Raw genomic sequence first — 16297 nt, forward strand, 5'->3', positions numbered from 1 at the left:
GGTTCAGGCAGTGACCAGGCGGTCGACGTAACCGGTCTCGTGGGCGGTGTCGGCGCTGCAGGTGTAGTAGACCCACTCCGCCGACCGGTCCGCCGAATCCCCGAAACGATGGTCGACCTTCGCTGCGCACAAACTGCCCGCACTGGTGTCATGACAACGGAGACTGCTGGGTATGTACATGACTCCACTGTAGGCGCGATCATGGGCGGCCATTACCGACCGCTCGATCGTGTCAAGACCGCGCTTCGCTGTTGTGGTGCCCTCGGTGAGACTCGAACTCACACTGGACGGGTTTTGAATCCGTTTCCTCTGCCAATTGGGATACGAGGGCTGGCGTCTTTCAAGCAACGATTGACGAGTTTAGAAGATGCGCTTTCGGGGGCGCGCACCGGTACCCTTCAGATGCTCGACGGCCCTGATGGGCGATGACTGTCAAAGGAGACCGATACAGATGAATGCTCCTGGTGCGCACGGTACTGGCAAGCCCCCGCTTCGCGTGGTGGTCGCGGAGGACGAATCCCTGATCCGACTCGACCTCGTGGAGATGCTCCGGGAAGAGGGTTACGACGTGGTCGGTGAAGCGGCCGACGGTCAGCAGGCGGTGGAGTTGGCCGTCGAACTGCGTCCCGATCTGGTGATCATGGATGTGAAGATGCCGCGTCGGGACGGAATCGATGCGGCATCGGAGATCGCCGAGAAGCGCATTGCGCCCGTTGTCATTCTCACCGCGTTCAGTCAGCGCGAGCTGGTGGAGAAGGCGCGCGATGCCGGAGCGATGGCGTATTTGGTCAAGCCGTTCACCAAAGCCGACCTGATGCCCGCGGTGGAGTTGGCCGCCAGTCGTTTCGGTGAGATCTCCGCTCTCGAATCCGAGATCGTGGATCTGCAGGACCGGCTCGAGACGCGCAAGCTCATCGAGAAGGCCAAGGGCATCCTGATGACCTCGCAATCGCTCACAGAACCGCAGGCGTTCAAGTGGATTCAGCGTGCCGCCATGGATCGCAGGACGACGATGAAGGCCGTCGCGGAGGTCGTGATCGAGACTCTCGGTACCCCCGCGAACAAGCCTGTGGCAGAGAGCTGATCGACCCGCGAAAGCTACGGACACGTAAAACTTCGACTCTCTAGGTCACAGTCAGGTCACGAGCGTCGTTCTAGGCCTTGCGAATCAGCTCCGAGCATTAGCGTCTGACCCACACGTGAGCCACATGTAACTCAGGTGCGCTTCATCGACGAGCAATTTCAAGGAGAACCTAGATGGCAATTCGGACCTATGTCCGCACGGCTGCGGTGCTGAGCGTTACCTCGCTCGCACTGTTCGGCTGTTCGTCGAGCGACGACTCGGGCTCGACCGACTCCACCAGTGCCAGCGGCGGCACTGCAGCCGCGGAAACGACCGTCTCCACCGACTGCACGCCCGAGCAGGCCACTGCCGGGGCAACTCCCGACACGGCACCGCTGGTGGTGGGAACCCTCCTCCCCGAGACCGGAACCCTGGCCTTCCTCGGCCCGCCCGAAGTTGCCGGCGTGCAGTTGGCCATCAACGACGTCAACGAAGCCGGTGGTGTCCTCGAGCAGCCCGTCACGCTCATCCCCGGTGACTCGGGTGACACGACGACAGATACCGCCAACACCACGGTGGACCGTTTGCTCGCCGGCGGCTCCGACGTCATCGTCGGTGCAGCGTCGTCCTCGGTCTCGCTCAAGGTCATCGACAAGATCGCCAGCGCAGGCGTCGTGCAGTTCTCGCCGGCGAACACGTCCGATCAGTTCGTCTGCTACCCGGACAAGGGCCAGTACTTCCGTACCGCACCCACCGACGTGCTGCAGGCCCAGGCCTTGTCCCAGCTGATCGCCCAGGACGGCGCGCAGCGCGTGTCCATCCTCGCGCTCAACGACCCGTACGGCACGGGCCTGGCCGCGAACACCGCGGACAACCTCGAAGAGGCGGGCATCGCGGCGGACCAGATCCAGACCACGATCTACGACCCGAACGCACAGTCGTTCAACGCCGAGGTCGACGGTGTGAAGAACTTCAACCCGGACGCCGTGGCCATCATCGGCTTCGAGGAGTCCGCGAAGATCATCACCCGTATGCACGAGATCGGCATCGGACCGTCCGACGGCACGCTGGTCTACGGCGTCGACGGCAACATGGGTAACGCCCTCGGTGAGTCGGTTGCACCGGGTCTGCTCGACACGATGCGCGGCACCACTCCGTTGACCGATGTCGGCACCGGATTCCAGGACCGTCTCAAGGTCGTCGATCCGGCTCTGGTGGACTTCAACTACGCGGGTGAGTCCTACGACGCAGTGATCATCTCGGCGCTCGCTGCAGAGCAGGCCAAGTCGACGGCAGGCACCGACATCGCTGCCAACATCAACAGTGTCACCAAGGACGGCACCAAGTGCACCAGCTACGCCGAGTGCCTTCCGCTCGTCAAGGCCGGAACCGATATCGACTACGACGGAATCACCGGCGCGCTGAACTTCAGTGACGCAGGAGAGCCCGCCACCGGTTCCTACGGCAACCTGGTCTTCGGACCGGACAACACCCTGACGACGGAAGATTACATCGTCGTCGGTGAGTGATCTGTAACTGTCACACAGCCTCTGGGCCCGAGTCCTCGATCAGGACTCGGGCCCAGAGGTTTTCGTATGCGTCGCTTGTTCGACGGCAGCGAGAAGGCCCCGGTTCGATGGCGATCGAACCGGGGCCTTCGTCGTTGTCGAGCAGCTACTTCTTCTCTTTGCTTCCTGCCAGTGTGCCGAGGTACAGCTCGATCACCTTCGGGTCGTTCATCAATGCCGGACCGGTGTCGGTGTAGGCGTTGCGGCCCTGGTCGAGGACATAGCCACGGTCGCAGATCTGGAGGCAGCGACGGGCGTTCTGCTCGACCATGATGATCGAGACGCCAGCTGCATTGATCTTCTTGCAGCGGATGAACACCTCGTCCTGGAACATCGGTGACAATCCGGCCGACGGTTCGTCGAGGAGCAGTACCGACGGCTCCATCATCAGTGCGCGTCCCATGGCGACCATCTGTCGCTCGCCGCCGGACAGCGCGCCTGCCTTGACCTTCTTGCGCTCACCGAGCAGCGGGAACAGCTCGCTGACGAACTCGAAACGCTCGCCGAACTTCTTGGGACGCAGATAGATTCCCATTTCGAGGTTCTCTTCGATGGTGAGCGACGGAAACACGTTCTGCGTCTGCGGAACGTAGCCGACTCCCTTGGTGACCAATACGTGCGCTTCTGCGGAGGTGATGTTGTCACCTCGCAGTTTGACGCTGCCCTCACGGACGGCGACCAGCCCGAACAGGGTCTTGAGGAGGGTCGACTTTCCGGCACCGTTGGGCCCGATGATGCCGACGATCTCCCCGTCGTTGAGGAAGAAGTTGCATTCGCTGAGGATGTTGACACCGGGGATGTACCCGGCCACCAGCCCATCGGCGCGCAGCAGTGCACCCTCGGCGAGTCGCGCGTGCTCCTCGGGTGTCGCGGCGAATTCCGCAGGCGTCAATGTCTGTTCGCTCATCAGTTGTCCTCCTTGGCCCGGTGTGAGCCGCCCTCGGCGACGTCGGGCGTCACTGGGCTGACGAACTCCGGTTCCGAAAGATCGCCTCCCGCTTCGAGTTCCTCTTTCTCGGCCTGCTTCAAGGCCTCGGCCAGTTCGGCGGTGGCTCCGACCGGATTGCCGTCGGCGTCGAATTCCAGAGCCTGATCGTGATGGCTACCGAGATACGCGTCGACGACGGCTCCGTTGTTGGAGAGCTCCTCCGCGGTGGACTCGGCGATGATGCTGCCCTGCGCCATCACCACCACCCAGTCACTGATGTCGCGGATGACGTCCATGTCGTGCTCGACGAACACCACCGTCATACCGTCGTCGCGAAGCGACTTGATGTGCCCCAGAAGTGACTGCGTCAGAGCCGGATTGACCCCGGCCATCGGCTCGTCGAGCATGACCACCGACGGATCGGTCATCAGTGCTCGCGCCATCTCCAGCAGCTTGCGCTGACCGCCGGACAACGAGCCGGCCAGGTCGTCGGCCTTGGCGTCGAGCTTGAAGCGGCTCAGTAGCTCGTATGCGCGTTCGGTGATCTGACGTTCCTGGGCCTTCCACGTCCACGGCATGAACGTGTTGATCATGCGTTCACCGCGCTGACCGGTTGCACCCAGTCGAACATTGTCCAGCACAGTCAGTTTCGACAGCGCCTTGGTCAACTGGAACGTGCGCACCACACCTTTGCGGGCCACCTGGTGCGGATGCATCCGACCCAGTTCCTGGCCGTCCATCGACCACGTGCCGGTGTCGGGTCGATCGAATCCGGTGAGCAGGTTGAACAGGGTGGTCTTGCCTGCACCGTTGGGCCCGATCAGACCGGTGATGCAGCCACGCTGAATTTCGAGGTGCGCCACGTCGACGGCTTTGAGGCCGCCGAAGGTACGCGAGACGCCGTCGACCACCATGGTGGCGTCCGGCTTCGGCGCGCCGGGTTCGTTGGGCACACCGGCGAACAGGGCGGCGCGTTGATCGCTCGACAACGCCTGGGCAGCGCGTGATTCGAGGGTGCTGGCTTTCTTGCTCGGTGCGGCCGTTGCAGCAGCATCCTTGCTCGGGTCAGGCATTGAGTTGAACCTCTCGCTTGTTGCCGAGAATGCCCTGAGGTCTGAACACCATCAAGACGGCGATCAGGATTCCCAGGAGCACGAATCGCGTGGCACCGACCTGGGCGCCGGTGAGGTTGAGCACCGGGTCGTCGCCGGAGATCAATTGCCGCAGAATCGCATCGGGAATGGACAGCAGGAACCAGAAGAGCATCGCGCCCAGTACCGGGCCGAACACCGTTGCCGCCCCGCCGAGAATCAGTGCGCCGAAGGCGAAGAACGTCTGTGCGGTCGAGTAGAAATCGGGGTTGATGGACTGGGTCTGCAGTGCGTTGAACACACCGCCCATACCGCCGATGACGCCACCGAGAACCAGTGCCTGCATCTTGTAGACGAAGACGTTCTTGCCCAGCGAGCGGGCAGCGTCCTCGTCCTCACGGACGGCCTTGAGGACGCGTCCCCAGGGGCTGTGTGTCAGGAGGTAGATCACTCCGCACAACAGCAGGACCAGGGTCCAACCGACGAGCATGGCCCACAGGTCGTTGCCCAGGAAGCGCACGCCGAGGAAGCTGTACGACTTGCCGCCCTCGAACGGACTCATGCTGGTGAACGGTCCGGCGAAGCCGGTGATGCCGTTTGTCGACTTGGTCACCGAATCCGTTGCGGTCGAACGGAACACCAGTCGCAGAATTTCCGAGGCGGCGATGGTGACGATCGCGAGATAGTCGGCTCGCAGTCGCAGCGTCGGAATGCCGAGCACCAGGGCGAGCAGCCCGGCCGCGGCGAGTCCCACCAAAATGCCGAGCCAGAGCGGCTGTTCGTAGGTGATCGTGGTGATGCCGACGCCGTATCCGCCGAGCAGTGCGAAGCCGATCTGGCCGAAGTTGAGCAGTCCGGCGTAGCCGAAGTGCAGGTTCAAGCCGATGGCGAGCAGAGCGTAGAAGATGGCGGACGGGCCGACCAGCTGAGCGAGTGAGATCTGAAGTGCACCGATGATATCCATGTGAAGGTCACCCGATCCTTTGTCGCGAGCCGAGGATGCCCTGTGGGCGGACGACGAGGATGAGAATCAAGACGAGCAACCCTCCGATGTATTTGAGATCGGGATTGATGACCAGCGTCGACCACTGCACGAGCAGACCGACGATGACGCAACCGAGGAAGGCGCCGTAGGCCGTTCCCAGTCCACCGAGCGTGATGCCGGCGAACATGAGCAACAGGAGTTTGAAGCCCATCTCCCACTGCACGCGACCGCCGAGTTCGGAGAGCCCGAACAACACGCCGCCGAGGGCAGCCAGGCCACCGCCGAGGCACCAGACGAACGTGACCACGCGCTCGACGTTGATGCCGGAGGACGCGGCGAGGTCCCGGTTGTCGGCCACCGCACGCATGGCCTTGCCGATCTTGGTGCGCTGCAACATCAGTGCAACGCCGACCAGCACGACGATGCTGATGACGATGCAGGCGAGGTTGACGTTGGTGATCGACAGCGGACCCCAGTTGTTCTCGGTCTGAGCCTGGTAGTCGTCGAAGGGTTCGGAGCGGTCCGAGAAGAAGATCAGGATGAGATAGCGCAGTGCGATCGCGAGGCCGATCGTCACCACGAGCTGTGCGATGAGGCCGGTTCGTCGCTTGCGCAACGGCCGCCATATCAGGGCGTTGTTGAGCCAGCCGATCGCGACTCCCACGACGATCGCCAGCAGCGTGGCCGGAATCAGTTGTATCCCGACACTGACGTTGAAGAACCACGCCGCGACGGCACCGAGCGTGACCATTTCTCCGTGCGCGAAGTTCGTCAGACCGGTGGTGCCGAAGATCAGACTCAGTCCGACCGCGGCGAGCGCGATGACGAGGCCGAAGCGAAAGCCGTCGACGGTGGTGCGGACGAACTTCTCGTAGAACGGGATGCTGGTGGCGGTTCTGGCCTCACCGAACGAGAAGATGACAGTGTTGGAACGCCCTGCCTGCACATCGCGCTGGACCTCGCCCTGGACGCTGACCCCGTCGGGGAGCGTTTCCTGAACGACCTGGAATGTGTATGTGCCGGGAGACAATTCGAGGGTCCACCGGCCGCCGGTTTCACTGGTGGTGCGGGCGACTTCGGAGCCGGACGCGTCCAGCGCCGCGACATCGACGCCGATGAGTCGTTCGCCACCGTTGTTGAGAGATCCGGCGACGCTGACCGCGTCCGCAGGCGGTGCTTGTTCGGCGCTGGTCCCCGGTGCTGCCGGGGGAGTGGGGGTAGGTTCCTGGGCCAATGCCGGCGCACTGAACAGCAGCGCGGCAATGGAACTCAGAACGGCGAGTAGGAGTGTTCGCTGGAAGAGCCGAACGGCAGATCTTGCGCGCAACCTCGGCGGTTGCACCTTTCTGGTCCATCGAACATTTGGAGCCACGCACGTCCTCCGGACGGTTGTCGTTGAGTCACGGGTTGGGGATTTACTGCAATTGTCGGACTCTATCCGCTGAAACGACGCAAAATCGGCGACTGAGATTTCCGGAAAGTATCGGTTGTGTTTCGCGGTGCGCGACGCGCGCCGCGAGTGCGTTCGTGTCGTGGCACCTGCATCCGGCTACGAGTTGTCGGACCGGCTCCCTAGACTGATCAATCGTGAGCCCAGTAACGGAGAAAAGTGCAGCGCCGGCAGCCGAGACCGATGCGAAAGCGGGCGGGGAGCGGCCGACGTTGCTGCTCATCGACGGTCACTCGATGGCGTTCCGGGCATTCTTCGCATTGCCTGCGGACAACTTCAAGACCACCAGCGGCCAGTCGACCAACGCCGTCTACGGGTTCACCTCGATGTTGATCAATCTGCTGCGGGACGAGAAACCGACGCACATCGCGGCGGCGTTCGACGTCTCTCGGCAGACCTTCCGCGCCGAGCGGTTCCCCGAGTACAAGGCGAACCGCAGCAAGACGCCGGACGAGTTCGCCGGCCAGGTCGACATCACCAAGGACGTACTCGGGGCCATGGGTATCCCGGTGATGGCAGAGGCGGGCTTCGAGGCAGACGACATCATCGCCACTCTGGTGACCCAGGCGGAGGCGCTCGGCTACCGCGTTCTGGTGGTCACCGGCGACCGCGATGCGCTGCAACTGGTGACCGACAACGTCACGGTGTTGTATCCGCGCAAGGGCGTCTCGGATCTGACTCGGTTCACCCCCGACGAGGTCGCCACCAAGTACGGGTTGACGCCCTCGCAGTACCCGGACTTCGCGGCCCTGCGCGGAGACCCGAGCGACAACCTTCCTGGCATTCCCGGGGTCGGCGAGAAGACGGCCACCAAGTGGATCATCGAATACGGTTCCCTCACCGCGCTCGTCGACAACGTGGACAAGGTCAAGGGCAAAGTGGGAGATGCACTGCGCGCCAACCTGTCGAGCGTGGTGCTCAACCGCGAGCTCACCGAGATGGTGCGCGATGTGCCGTTGCCGTACACCCCAGATCAGCTCGAACTCGCTCCGTGGGACCGCGAGAAGATCCACGCCCTGTTCGACGATCTGGAGTTCCGCATTCTGCGGGACCGGTTGTTCGAGACTCTCGCGTCGGTCGAACCCGAGGCGGAGGAAGGGTTCGACGTCCGCGGTGGCATCGTCGCGCCGGGCGAACTGGCCGCGTGGCTGGCAGAACACGCAGCCGACGGCCGGCGCAGCGGGCTGTCGGTTCTCGGCCCGCGTCGGCCGTTCGACAGCGACGCGACGTCGGTGGCGATCGCCGCGGCCGACGGTGAGGGTGCGTTCGTCACGACGACCGCTCTGGACGAATCCGACGAGCAGGCACTCGCCGCCTGGCTCGCCGATCCGGCGCAACCCAAGGCACTGCACGAGGCCAAGTGGGCTCTGCATGCGGTTCGTGGGCGGGGCTGGACCCTCGCCGGGTTGACCACCGACACCGCCCTGGCGGCGTACCTGGTTCGGCCCGGTCAGCGATCGTTCAATCTCGACGACCTGTCGTTGCGCTACCTCAAACGCGAACTCCGGGTGGAGGATGCAGGCGAAGGTCAGATGTCGTTGCTCGACGCCGAGGACACCGCAGATGCGGCGTTCGCGGAGGGCGAGATTCTCAAGGCGCGGGCCGTCATCGACCTGGCCGATGCGCTGGACGCCGAGCTCGCCGCCATCGAGTCGACCACCCTGCTCTCCGAGATGGAGCTGCCTCTGCTGACGGTATTGGCCGATGTCGAGGCAACCGGTATCGCCGTGAACGGTGATCACCTGCGCGCACTGCAGTCCGGATTCGCCGCTCAGGTGGACGAGGCCGCGAACTCCGCGTACGGCGTGATCGACAAGCAGATCAACCTCGGGTCACCGAAGCAGTTGCAGGTGGTGCTGTTCGAGGAACTCGACATGCCCAAGACGAAGAAGACCAAGACCGGGTACACCACCGATGCCGATGCGCTGCAAGGGTTGTTCGAGAAGACCGAGCATCCGTTCCTGAAGTTCCTGCTCGATCACCGGGACGCGACGCGGATGAAGGTGACGGTCGACGGCCTGCTGAAGTCCGTTGCCGACGACGGACGTATCCACACCACGTTCAATCAGACGGTCGCGGCCACCGGACGACTGTCGTCCACCGAGCCGAACCTGCAGAACATTCCGGTGCGCAACGAGGCGGGTCGCCACATCCGGGACGGCTTCGTCGTCGGCGCCGGGTACGACACCCTGCTCACCGCCGACTACAGCCAGATCGAGATGCGCATCATGGCGCACGTCTCCGGCGACGAAGGGCTGATCGAGGCGTTCAACACCGGCGAGGATCTGCACAGTTTCGTCGGTGCCCGGGCGTTCGGCGTGCCGATCGAGGAGGTCACTCCCGAGCTGCGTCGTCGGGTCAAGGCGATGTCGTACGGATTGGCCTACGGACTGAGCGCATTCGGTCTCGCCGCGCAGCTCAAGATCTCCACCGACGAGGCGAAGCAGCAGATGGAGGCGTATTTCGCGCGTTTCGGTGGCGTCCGTGACTACCTGCGCAACGCCGTCGAGGAAGCGCGCAAGGTGGGGTACACCTCGACGCTGTACGGCAGGCGTCGCTACTTGCCCGATCTGAACAGCGACAATCGTCAGCGCCGCGAGGTCGCCGAGCGGGCCGCACTCAACGCCCCGATCCAGGGCACCGCCGCAGACATCATCAAGGTCGCGATGATCGACGTGCACCGATCGCTGGCGGAGTCGACGCTGAAGTCACGAATGCTGTTGCAGGTGCACGACGAACTGGTACTCGAGGTCGTCGAATCCGAGCGTGAGGAAGTCGAGGCGCTGGTACGCGACAAGATGTCCTCGGCCATCGAACTGTCGGTGCCGCTCGAAGTGTCGGTCGGTACCGGCCGCAGCTGGGATGCCGCAGCTCACTGAATCGGGCCAGCTCACTGATCGAACCCGTGGCACAGCGAAGGGCCGCTCACCGAAAACTCGGTGAGCGGCCCTTCGCGCCGTTCTGTGTGACGAGCTACTCCGCTGCGGGAGCCTGCTCGGCGATCTGCTGGCGCACGACGTCCATGTCGAGTGCCTTGATCTGACCGACGAGGTCCTCGAGCGCCGGTGCAGGCAGTGCGCCTGGCTGTGCGTACACGAGAATTCCTTCGCGGAACGCCATGATCGTCGGGATCGACTGGATCTGCGCTGCGGCTGCCAGGCCCTGCTCGGCCTCGGTGTCCACCTTGGCGTGCACGACGTCGGGGTGTGCGTCGGACGACTTCTCGAACGTCGGCGCGAACTGGCGGCACGGTCCGCACCAGGATGCCCAGAAATCGACCAACACCACGTCGTTGTTCGTCACGATCTCGTCGAAATTCTGCTGGGTCAAAGTCTGAGTGGCCACGCGGTCCCTTTCGATTGATTGCGCTTCTGGATTGTCTCAACGCAGCTACCGGCCGGAATCATCCCGGCCGGGTCGGAGCGCGGCGTGTCAGGCGGGCTGAGGTGCGGCACGGAACGTGCGGCGGTACGAGTTCGGTGTGGTGCATCGCAACCGCACGAAGTGCTGCCGCAGAGCGGCGGCATTTCCGAAGCCGACCACCTCGGCGATCGAATCCATCGGTAGATCCGAATTCTCCAACAGCTGCTGCGCTGCCAGTACTCGTTGGTCGTTGAGCCAGCGCGCGGGTGTGGTTCCGGTTTCGGCCGCGAACTTGCGGGCAAAGGTTCTCGCCGACATGTTCACCCGCGCCGCCAACCGACCGATGGTGAGCTCGGAGTCGAGATTCTCGGTCATCCAGTCCAGCAGCGGAGCCAGCGTCTCGGTGCGAGTGGCGGGCAGGGGACTGGTGACGAACTGAGCCTGGCCACCGTCGCGATGAGGCGGAACGACCATCCGGCGGGCGATCCCGTTGGCCACGACGCTGCCCTGGTACTTGCGCACGATGTGCAGGCACAGGTCGATGCCGGCTGCCGTGCCTGCGCTGGTCAGCACGTTTCCGTCGTCGACGTAGAGGACGTTCGGATCGACCTGCGCGAGTGGGTATTTCGCGGCCAGCAAAGCGGAATGCCGCCAATGCGTCGTACAGGGGCGGCCGTCGAGCAGGCCGGCCTTGCCCAGAACGAACGCGCCGTTGCACAGGCTGGCGACCATGGCACCCCGGTCGACGGCCGCGCGAAGTTTGGCCAGTAACGGCTCGATGGACGAGTTGTATCCGACTCCGCAGACATAGGTACCGTCTTCGGCGGCTTCGGTGCCACCGGCCGGAATGATGATCAGATCGGCGCTGTCGAGACTGTCGAGATCGTGTGGCACGTCGATGGTGTAACCGACGCGGGTGCGGATCGGTTGGGGTACGCCTGCGATCAGGGAGAAGTCGTAGGTGGGTAGGCCCTCGTCCGAGCGATCGAATCCGAACACCTCGCAGGCGACGCCCAGCTCGAACTGTTCGGTCAACGGCATCAGCGCGACAACCACTCGTTTCAGCATGAAAAGCAGTATGGCAGAAAGTCGTCGATATATGGCGTTACTGCCACTCGTGCACGCTCTCCGCAGGTTGGAAGCTAGCGGCATGACAATTGTATTGGTAGTTGTGTTGTTGTTGCTCGCCCTCGACGCCCTCGTGGTTGCAGGCTTCGCTCCCGATACCCACGCGGAGGTGACCCAGTTCGGCGATTTCCGGTTCTGAGGTGCCCGGCCTCAGCCGATCCGCCATTCGCGTTTGGCCTCGCCGTCCCATCGGCGCAGCGCAACCGCAGATCCGACCAGATCGTCGACGTCGGCCGAGAGCAGGCGCACCGCCGCTCCTGCCTGCTCGGGCGTCAACCGTCGGGCCACCGTCACATGCGGTGTCCATCGGCCGGGTTCGAGGTGGTCGAGCGAACGTTCGCCCACGACCTCGTGCAGCCGTGCGTGCAGATCGAGCAACTCGCTCGACGGAACGACCAGTCGGGCCAGGGTGATCGTTCGCCCGCCGAACACGACGAGTCCTCCGAGACGCACATCGAACGGATCGAAGCGGACCGCGTCGCCATCGTCCACCGCGGCCGGCATCGACGACGCCACCGCGACGGTGACGTGCGGGCGGTTCGACTCACCGCGGTGGCGGTTCTGGCTCGGGAGTCCAGCGTCGGACAGCGCCGCCCACTCGCGGCGCACCGCTGCGTCGAGGCCGGCGTCGAGGAGAAGTTCTGCGGACTGCACCATGGAGGCCATGATGTCTCAGACGGACGGTCCCCATGCAACGGCGCTACGGATCGGAGCCATGACCGGCGACGGCATCGGCCACGAGATCGTTCCCGCAACGATTCGGGTGGTCGACGCGGCCCTCGCAGCCGCCGGTGGACCGGCCGTCGACTGGGTGCACCTGCCGCTGGGGCTCGGTGCCATCGACGAGCACGGAACGCCGATACCCGACAGCACGTTGGGAGAACTGTCCGCACTCGAATGCTGGATTCTGGGACCACACGACAGTGCGTCGTATCCGGAACCGTTCCGATCGCAGTTGACCCCGGGCGGACGAATTCGCAAGAACTTCGACCTGTTCGCCAACATCCGGCCGGCGAAGGCACTGCCTGGCGTACGGGTGGTGTCCCCGCGGATGGATCTGGTGGTCGTGCGGGAGAACACCGAAGGGTTCTACGCCGATCGCAACATGTTCGTCGGCAGCGGGGAGTTCATGCCAACTCCCGATGTGGCGTTGGCGGTCGGAGTGTTCACGCGCGCGGCCTGCGAACGCATCGCACGTGAAGCGTTCTCGCTGGCCGAGCGACGCAGCAGGAAACTGACCATCGTGCACAAGACCAACGTCCTGTCGATGACGACGGGACTGTTCCGCGATGCGTGCCGCGCGGTGAGCGAGCAGTTCCCGCACGTCGATGTGACGGAGGAGCACGTCGACGCGCTCGCGGCGCATCTGGTTCGGCGGGGCGAGGACTACGACGTCATCGTGGCCGAGAACATGTTCGGCGACATTCTGTCGGATCTGACGGGTGAGCTGTCCGGGTCGCTGGGCACCGCGCCGTCGATCAATTCCTCGGAAACGCAGGCGATGGCGCAGGCCTCGCACGGATCTGCCCCGGACATCGCAGGCAAGAACCGTGCCAATCCGACGGCGCTCTTCCTGTCGGCGGCGATGCTGCTCGAGTGGCTTGCGCCGCGGCATCGCGACGAACGGTTGGCCGCGGCCGCAGGCAGGATCCGACACGCTGTCGACGCCACGGTCGAATCCGGGGTCGCGACAGCCGACCTCGGCGGGCAGGCGTCCACCAGTGCATTCACCGAGGCCGTCGAGGCCCGAGTTCACCGGCGCTGATCGCGGCGCTCCTTGTCAGAGCGGTTTGCGGCTGCTGAAGATCGCGGTGCCCGGAAAGAGTTGCCCGCGCAGTGGGCTCCACTGACCCCACTCACGGTCGAGCCACTCCGGCCAGTCCGGTTCGACGATGTCGCGCACCTCGAGACCTGCGGCGACCAGCTCGCGCACACGGTCACCGATCGTGCGGTGATGCTCTACGTAGTTCGGGGTCCCGTCGGCGTCGTACTCGACGTACGGGGTTCGATCGAAGTACGGAATCGTCGCGGTCAGACCGCCGACGCCGGGATCGTCGGGGAACACCCAGCGCATCGGATGATTGACCGCGAACACCCAGATCCCGCCCGGCCGCAGTACCCGCGCGACCTCCTTCATCACATTGGCGGAGTCCGCGACGAACGGCACCGCCCCGAAGGCCGAGCAGACGATGTCGAACCGCTCGTCGCCGAACGGTAAGGACTCGGCACTGGCCTGGACCAGCGGGACCGTCGATCCGCCCGTGTTCATCGCGTCGACGCCGCGCTGCAACATGCCCATCGAGATGTCGAGGCCGACGGCGTGCGCACCCTGAGCTCCGAGCCAGCGGGCGCACGGTGCGCTGCCACAGCCCACTTCCAGGACGTCCTTGCCCACGACGTCACCGAGCAGATGCACGTCGCCCTCGTGCAGTCCCTCCGGGCACCAGACGAACTCCCCGGATTCGGTCGTCACGCCGAGAAACGCGCCGTGCGTACGGTGGTAGTTGTCGGCGTCGGAATCCCACCAGAGACGACTCGCACGGTCGCTGGCGACCGAATCGATTCGGCCGCGGCCGGGAGTGGACGACGGTGTGGAAAGATCGGTCACACGCCGACTCTAACCGGGTTTGTGCTGGTACTGCGGCATCGCGTACCCTGTTCAACGCGAGTGTGTTCATGCTGCGCCCAGGTCGGGTTCGCTCGACGTCGGCGCATACGGATCCGTCAACGGATTCGCCGAAGATGCTCGTGTTGCACACGTTTCACCAAGTCCGACCGAACATCCATCAACCGATACCCAACCCGTCCGGAGCAACTCAACACATGCCCTCAACCACAACCTCACCGCAGGTAGCCGTCAACGATATCGGCTCCGCAGAGGATTTTCTCGCCGCCATCGACGCCACGATCAAGTACTTCAACGATGGTGACATCGTCGAGGGCACCATCGTCAAGGTCGATCGTGACGAGGTTCTACTCGACATCGGTTACAAGACCGAAGGCGTCATTCCTTCCCGCGAGCTCTCCATCAAGCACGACGTCGACCCCAACGAGGTCGTCTCCGTGGGAGATGAGATCGAAGCACTCGTCCTCACCAAGGAGGACAAGGAAGGCCGTCTGATCCTGTCCAAGAAGCGAGCTCAGTACGAGCGCGCTTGGGGCACGATCGAGGAGCTCAAGGAGAAGGACGAGGCCGTCAAGGGCACCGTCATCGAGGTCGTCAAGGGTGGACTCATCCTCGACATCGGTCTTCGTGGCTTCCTTCCCGCCTCGCTCGTCGAGATGCGTCGCGTCCGCGATCTCCAGCCGTACGTCGGCAAGGAGATCGAGGCCAAGATCATCGAGCTCGACAAGAACCGCAACAACGTGGTCCTGTCGCGCCGCGCATGGCTCGAGCAGACCCAGTCCGAGGTCCGCAGCGAGTTCCTGCACCAGCTTCAGAAGGGCCAGGTCCGCAAGGGCGTCGTGTCCTCCATCGTCAACTTCGGTGCCTTCGTGGACCTGGGTGGCGTCGACGGACTCGTGCACGTCTCCGAGCTGTCCTGGAAGCACATCGATCACCCGTCCGAGGTTGTCGAGGTCGGCACCGAGGTCACCGTCGAGGTTCTCGACGTCGACCTGGACCGCGAGCGTGTTTCCCTGTCGCTCAAGGCAACTCAGGAAGATCCGTGGCGCCAGTTCGCTCGCACCCACGCGATCGGCCAGATCGTGCCCGGCAAGGTCACCAAGCTGGTTCCCTTCGGTGCATTCGTGCGCGTCGAAGAGGGCATCGAGGGCCTCGTGCACATCTCCGAGCTGGCCGAGCGCCACGTGGAGGTTCCGGACCAGGTCGTGGGTGTCGGCGACGACGCACTCGTCAAGGTCATCGACATCGATCTCGAGCGTCGCCGGATTTCGTTGAGCCTCAAGCAGGCCAACGAGGACTACGCAGAAGAGTTCGATCCGTCCAAGTACGGCATGGCCGACTCGTACGACGAGGGTGGCAACTACATCTTCCCCGAGGGCTTCGACTCCGAGACCAACGAATGGCTCGAAGGTTACGAGAAGCAGCGTGAAGAGTGGGAAGGTCGCTACGCCGAGGCAGAGCGTCGCCACAAGATGCACACCGCTCAGATGGAGAAGACGGCCAAGGACGAAGCTGCCGAAGCCGCCAACACCAACTACTCCTCCGAGTCGGGTCAGGCCCCCGCCGATGCAGAAGGCGACGCTCCCGCAGCGTCGGCTCCGGCCTCGACCGGTGGATCGCTGGCCAGCGATGCGCAGCTCGCTGCACTTCGCGAGAAGCTGTCGGGCAACGCCTGATAGAAGTGGTCCACCCGTGAGGGTGTGACACCGAGCCCCGGTTCTCCACGTGAGAACCGGGGCTTTCTCGTTCGAATCAGGTGAGCGGAGAACGTGCGGACACGACAATGGACCCGGTTCGGATGAACCGGGCCCATGGTGGAGGGGGAGTGCGAACTACGCGGCGGTGGCTGGACTCCACTGGCCGACGCTCTCCGTGCGCTTGCGCATGGTGGCGAAGCTGTGGCGGGCGGGGGTCAGGAGGTTGGTGAACCAGTTACGCCGGTGGTCGGCCAACGCCGAGGCAACTTCCGGGATGAGAATGCAATGAACGCCTGCATCCATGCCAAGGCGGTGCCGACCCGGTTGGATCTGATTGCTTCGCATGGGTGTCCTTTTCAATAGCTGTGGGTCGGCACATCGAGGTCGCGCTCGTCGAA

General features: G+C 64.0%; 15 protein-coding genes and 1 tRNA gene. 5 read left to right on the forward strand and 11 right to left on the reverse strand.

Annotation, left to right across the window (positions count from 1 at the left end):
• Positions 1-3 precede the first annotated feature (3 nt).
• Entirely contained in the window at positions 4-180 is a 177-nt protein-coding gene (locus tag CH295_RS27895) for a hypothetical protein (protein ID WP_170945993.1), read from the reverse strand.
• 74 nt (positions 181-254) lie between these two features.
• Positions 255-331 (reverse strand) — tRNA-Leu (locus tag CH295_RS20885).
• 120 nt (positions 332-451) lie between these two features.
• Between CH295_RS20885 and CH295_RS20890 the strand changes: the two genes are divergently transcribed.
• Positions 452-1084, forward strand: coding sequence for an ANTAR domain-containing response regulator (locus tag CH295_RS20890; protein ID WP_037192661.1), 633 nt, complete (start codon positions 452-454; stop codon positions 1082-1084).
• A gap of 173 nt (positions 1085-1257) precedes the next feature.
• Complete coding sequence (locus tag CH295_RS20895) at positions 1258-2592, forward strand: ABC transporter substrate-binding protein (protein WP_037192660.1); 1335 nt, start codon at positions 1258-1260, stop codon at positions 2590-2592.
• Between the two features lie 145 nt (positions 2593-2737).
• On the opposite strand, the gene CH295_RS20900 is transcribed toward CH295_RS20895, so the two are convergent.
• From CH295_RS20900 to CH295_RS20915, 4 genes are read right to left on the reverse strand one after another with little or no spacing between them, the layout of a single operon-like run.
• Entirely contained in the window at positions 2738-3538 is an 801-nt protein-coding gene (locus CH295_RS20900; RefSeq protein ID WP_032394315.1) for an ABC transporter ATP-binding protein, read from the reverse strand.
• Positions 3538-4632, reverse strand: coding sequence for an ABC transporter ATP-binding protein (locus CH295_RS20905; RefSeq protein WP_252342118.1), 1095 nt, complete (start codon positions 4630-4632; stop codon positions 3538-3540). Before CH295_RS20905 ends, CH295_RS20900 begins: the two co-directional genes overlap by 1 nt.
• Positions 4625-5614: a branched-chain amino acid ABC transporter permease gene (locus CH295_RS20910; protein WP_032404006.1), complete on the reverse strand. Its 990-nt coding sequence runs from the start codon at positions 5612-5614 to the stop codon at positions 4625-4627. Before CH295_RS20910 ends, CH295_RS20905 begins: the two co-directional genes overlap by 8 nt.
• Positions 5615-5621: 7 nt before the next feature.
• Entirely contained in the window at positions 5622-6962 is a 1341-nt protein-coding gene (locus tag CH295_RS20915; protein ID WP_052047893.1) for a branched-chain amino acid ABC transporter permease, read from the reverse strand.
• Positions 6963-7222: 260 nt separating this feature from the next.
• On the opposite strand from CH295_RS20915, the gene polA reads away from it, so the two are divergent.
• Positions 7223-9964, forward strand: coding sequence for a DNA polymerase I (polA, locus tag CH295_RS20920; protein ID WP_037192659.1), 2742 nt, complete (start codon positions 7223-7225; stop codon positions 9962-9964).
• Between the two features lie 94 nt (positions 9965-10058).
• On the opposite strand, the gene trxA is transcribed toward polA, so the two are convergent.
• The 3 genes from trxA to CH295_RS20935 form a co-directional block, all read right to left on the reverse strand.
• On the reverse strand, positions 10059-10430 hold the full coding sequence (trxA, locus tag CH295_RS20925; RefSeq protein ID WP_037192657.1) for a thioredoxin: 372 nt from the start codon (positions 10428-10430) through the stop codon (positions 10059-10061).
• Positions 10431-10517: 87 nt separating this feature from the next.
• Positions 10518-11516, reverse strand: a complete 999-nt coding sequence (locus CH295_RS20930; protein WP_094635400.1) for a GlxA family transcriptional regulator — start codon at positions 11514-11516, stop codon at positions 10518-10520.
• 210 nt (positions 11517-11726) lie between these two features.
• Positions 11727-12233: a 2'-5' RNA ligase family protein gene (locus CH295_RS20935; protein WP_094741866.1), complete on the reverse strand. Its 507-nt coding sequence runs from the start codon at positions 12231-12233 to the stop codon at positions 11727-11729.
• 10 nt (positions 12234-12243) lie between these two features.
• On the opposite strand from CH295_RS20935, the gene CH295_RS20940 reads away from it, so the two are divergent.
• Positions 12244-13341, forward strand: coding sequence for an isocitrate/isopropylmalate dehydrogenase family protein (locus tag CH295_RS20940; protein ID WP_094741865.1), 1098 nt, complete (start codon positions 12244-12246; stop codon positions 13339-13341).
• 15 nt (positions 13342-13356) lie between these two features.
• Here CH295_RS20940 and CH295_RS20945 read toward each other — a convergent pair whose 3' ends face one another.
• Positions 13357-14184 carry a class I SAM-dependent methyltransferase gene (locus CH295_RS20945; RefSeq protein ID WP_037192652.1) on the reverse strand — a complete coding sequence of 276 codons (828 nt, stop codon included), beginning with the start codon at positions 14182-14184 and terminating at the stop codon, positions 13357-13359.
• Between the two features lie 215 nt (positions 14185-14399).
• Between CH295_RS20945 and rpsA the strand changes: the two genes are divergently transcribed.
• Positions 14400-15878 (forward strand): 30S ribosomal protein S1, encoded by a 1479-nt coding sequence (gene rpsA / locus CH295_RS20950; protein ID WP_027497255.1) that lies wholly within the window; start codon positions 14400-14402, stop codon positions 15876-15878.
• Between the two features lie 156 nt (positions 15879-16034).
• Here the strand turns inward: rpsA and CH295_RS20955 are convergent, their stop codons facing one another.
• Complete coding sequence (locus CH295_RS20955; protein WP_032394307.1) at positions 16035-16244, reverse strand: hypothetical protein; 210 nt, start codon at positions 16242-16244, stop codon at positions 16035-16037.
• Positions 16245-16297: the final 53 nt, after the last annotated feature.

Origin of the sequence: Rhodococcus sp. 14-2483-1-2 (assembly GCF_002259405.1) — a bacterium.
In the GTDB taxonomy this organism is placed as follows: Bacteria; Actinomycetota; Actinomycetes; order Mycobacteriales; family Mycobacteriaceae; genus Rhodococcoides.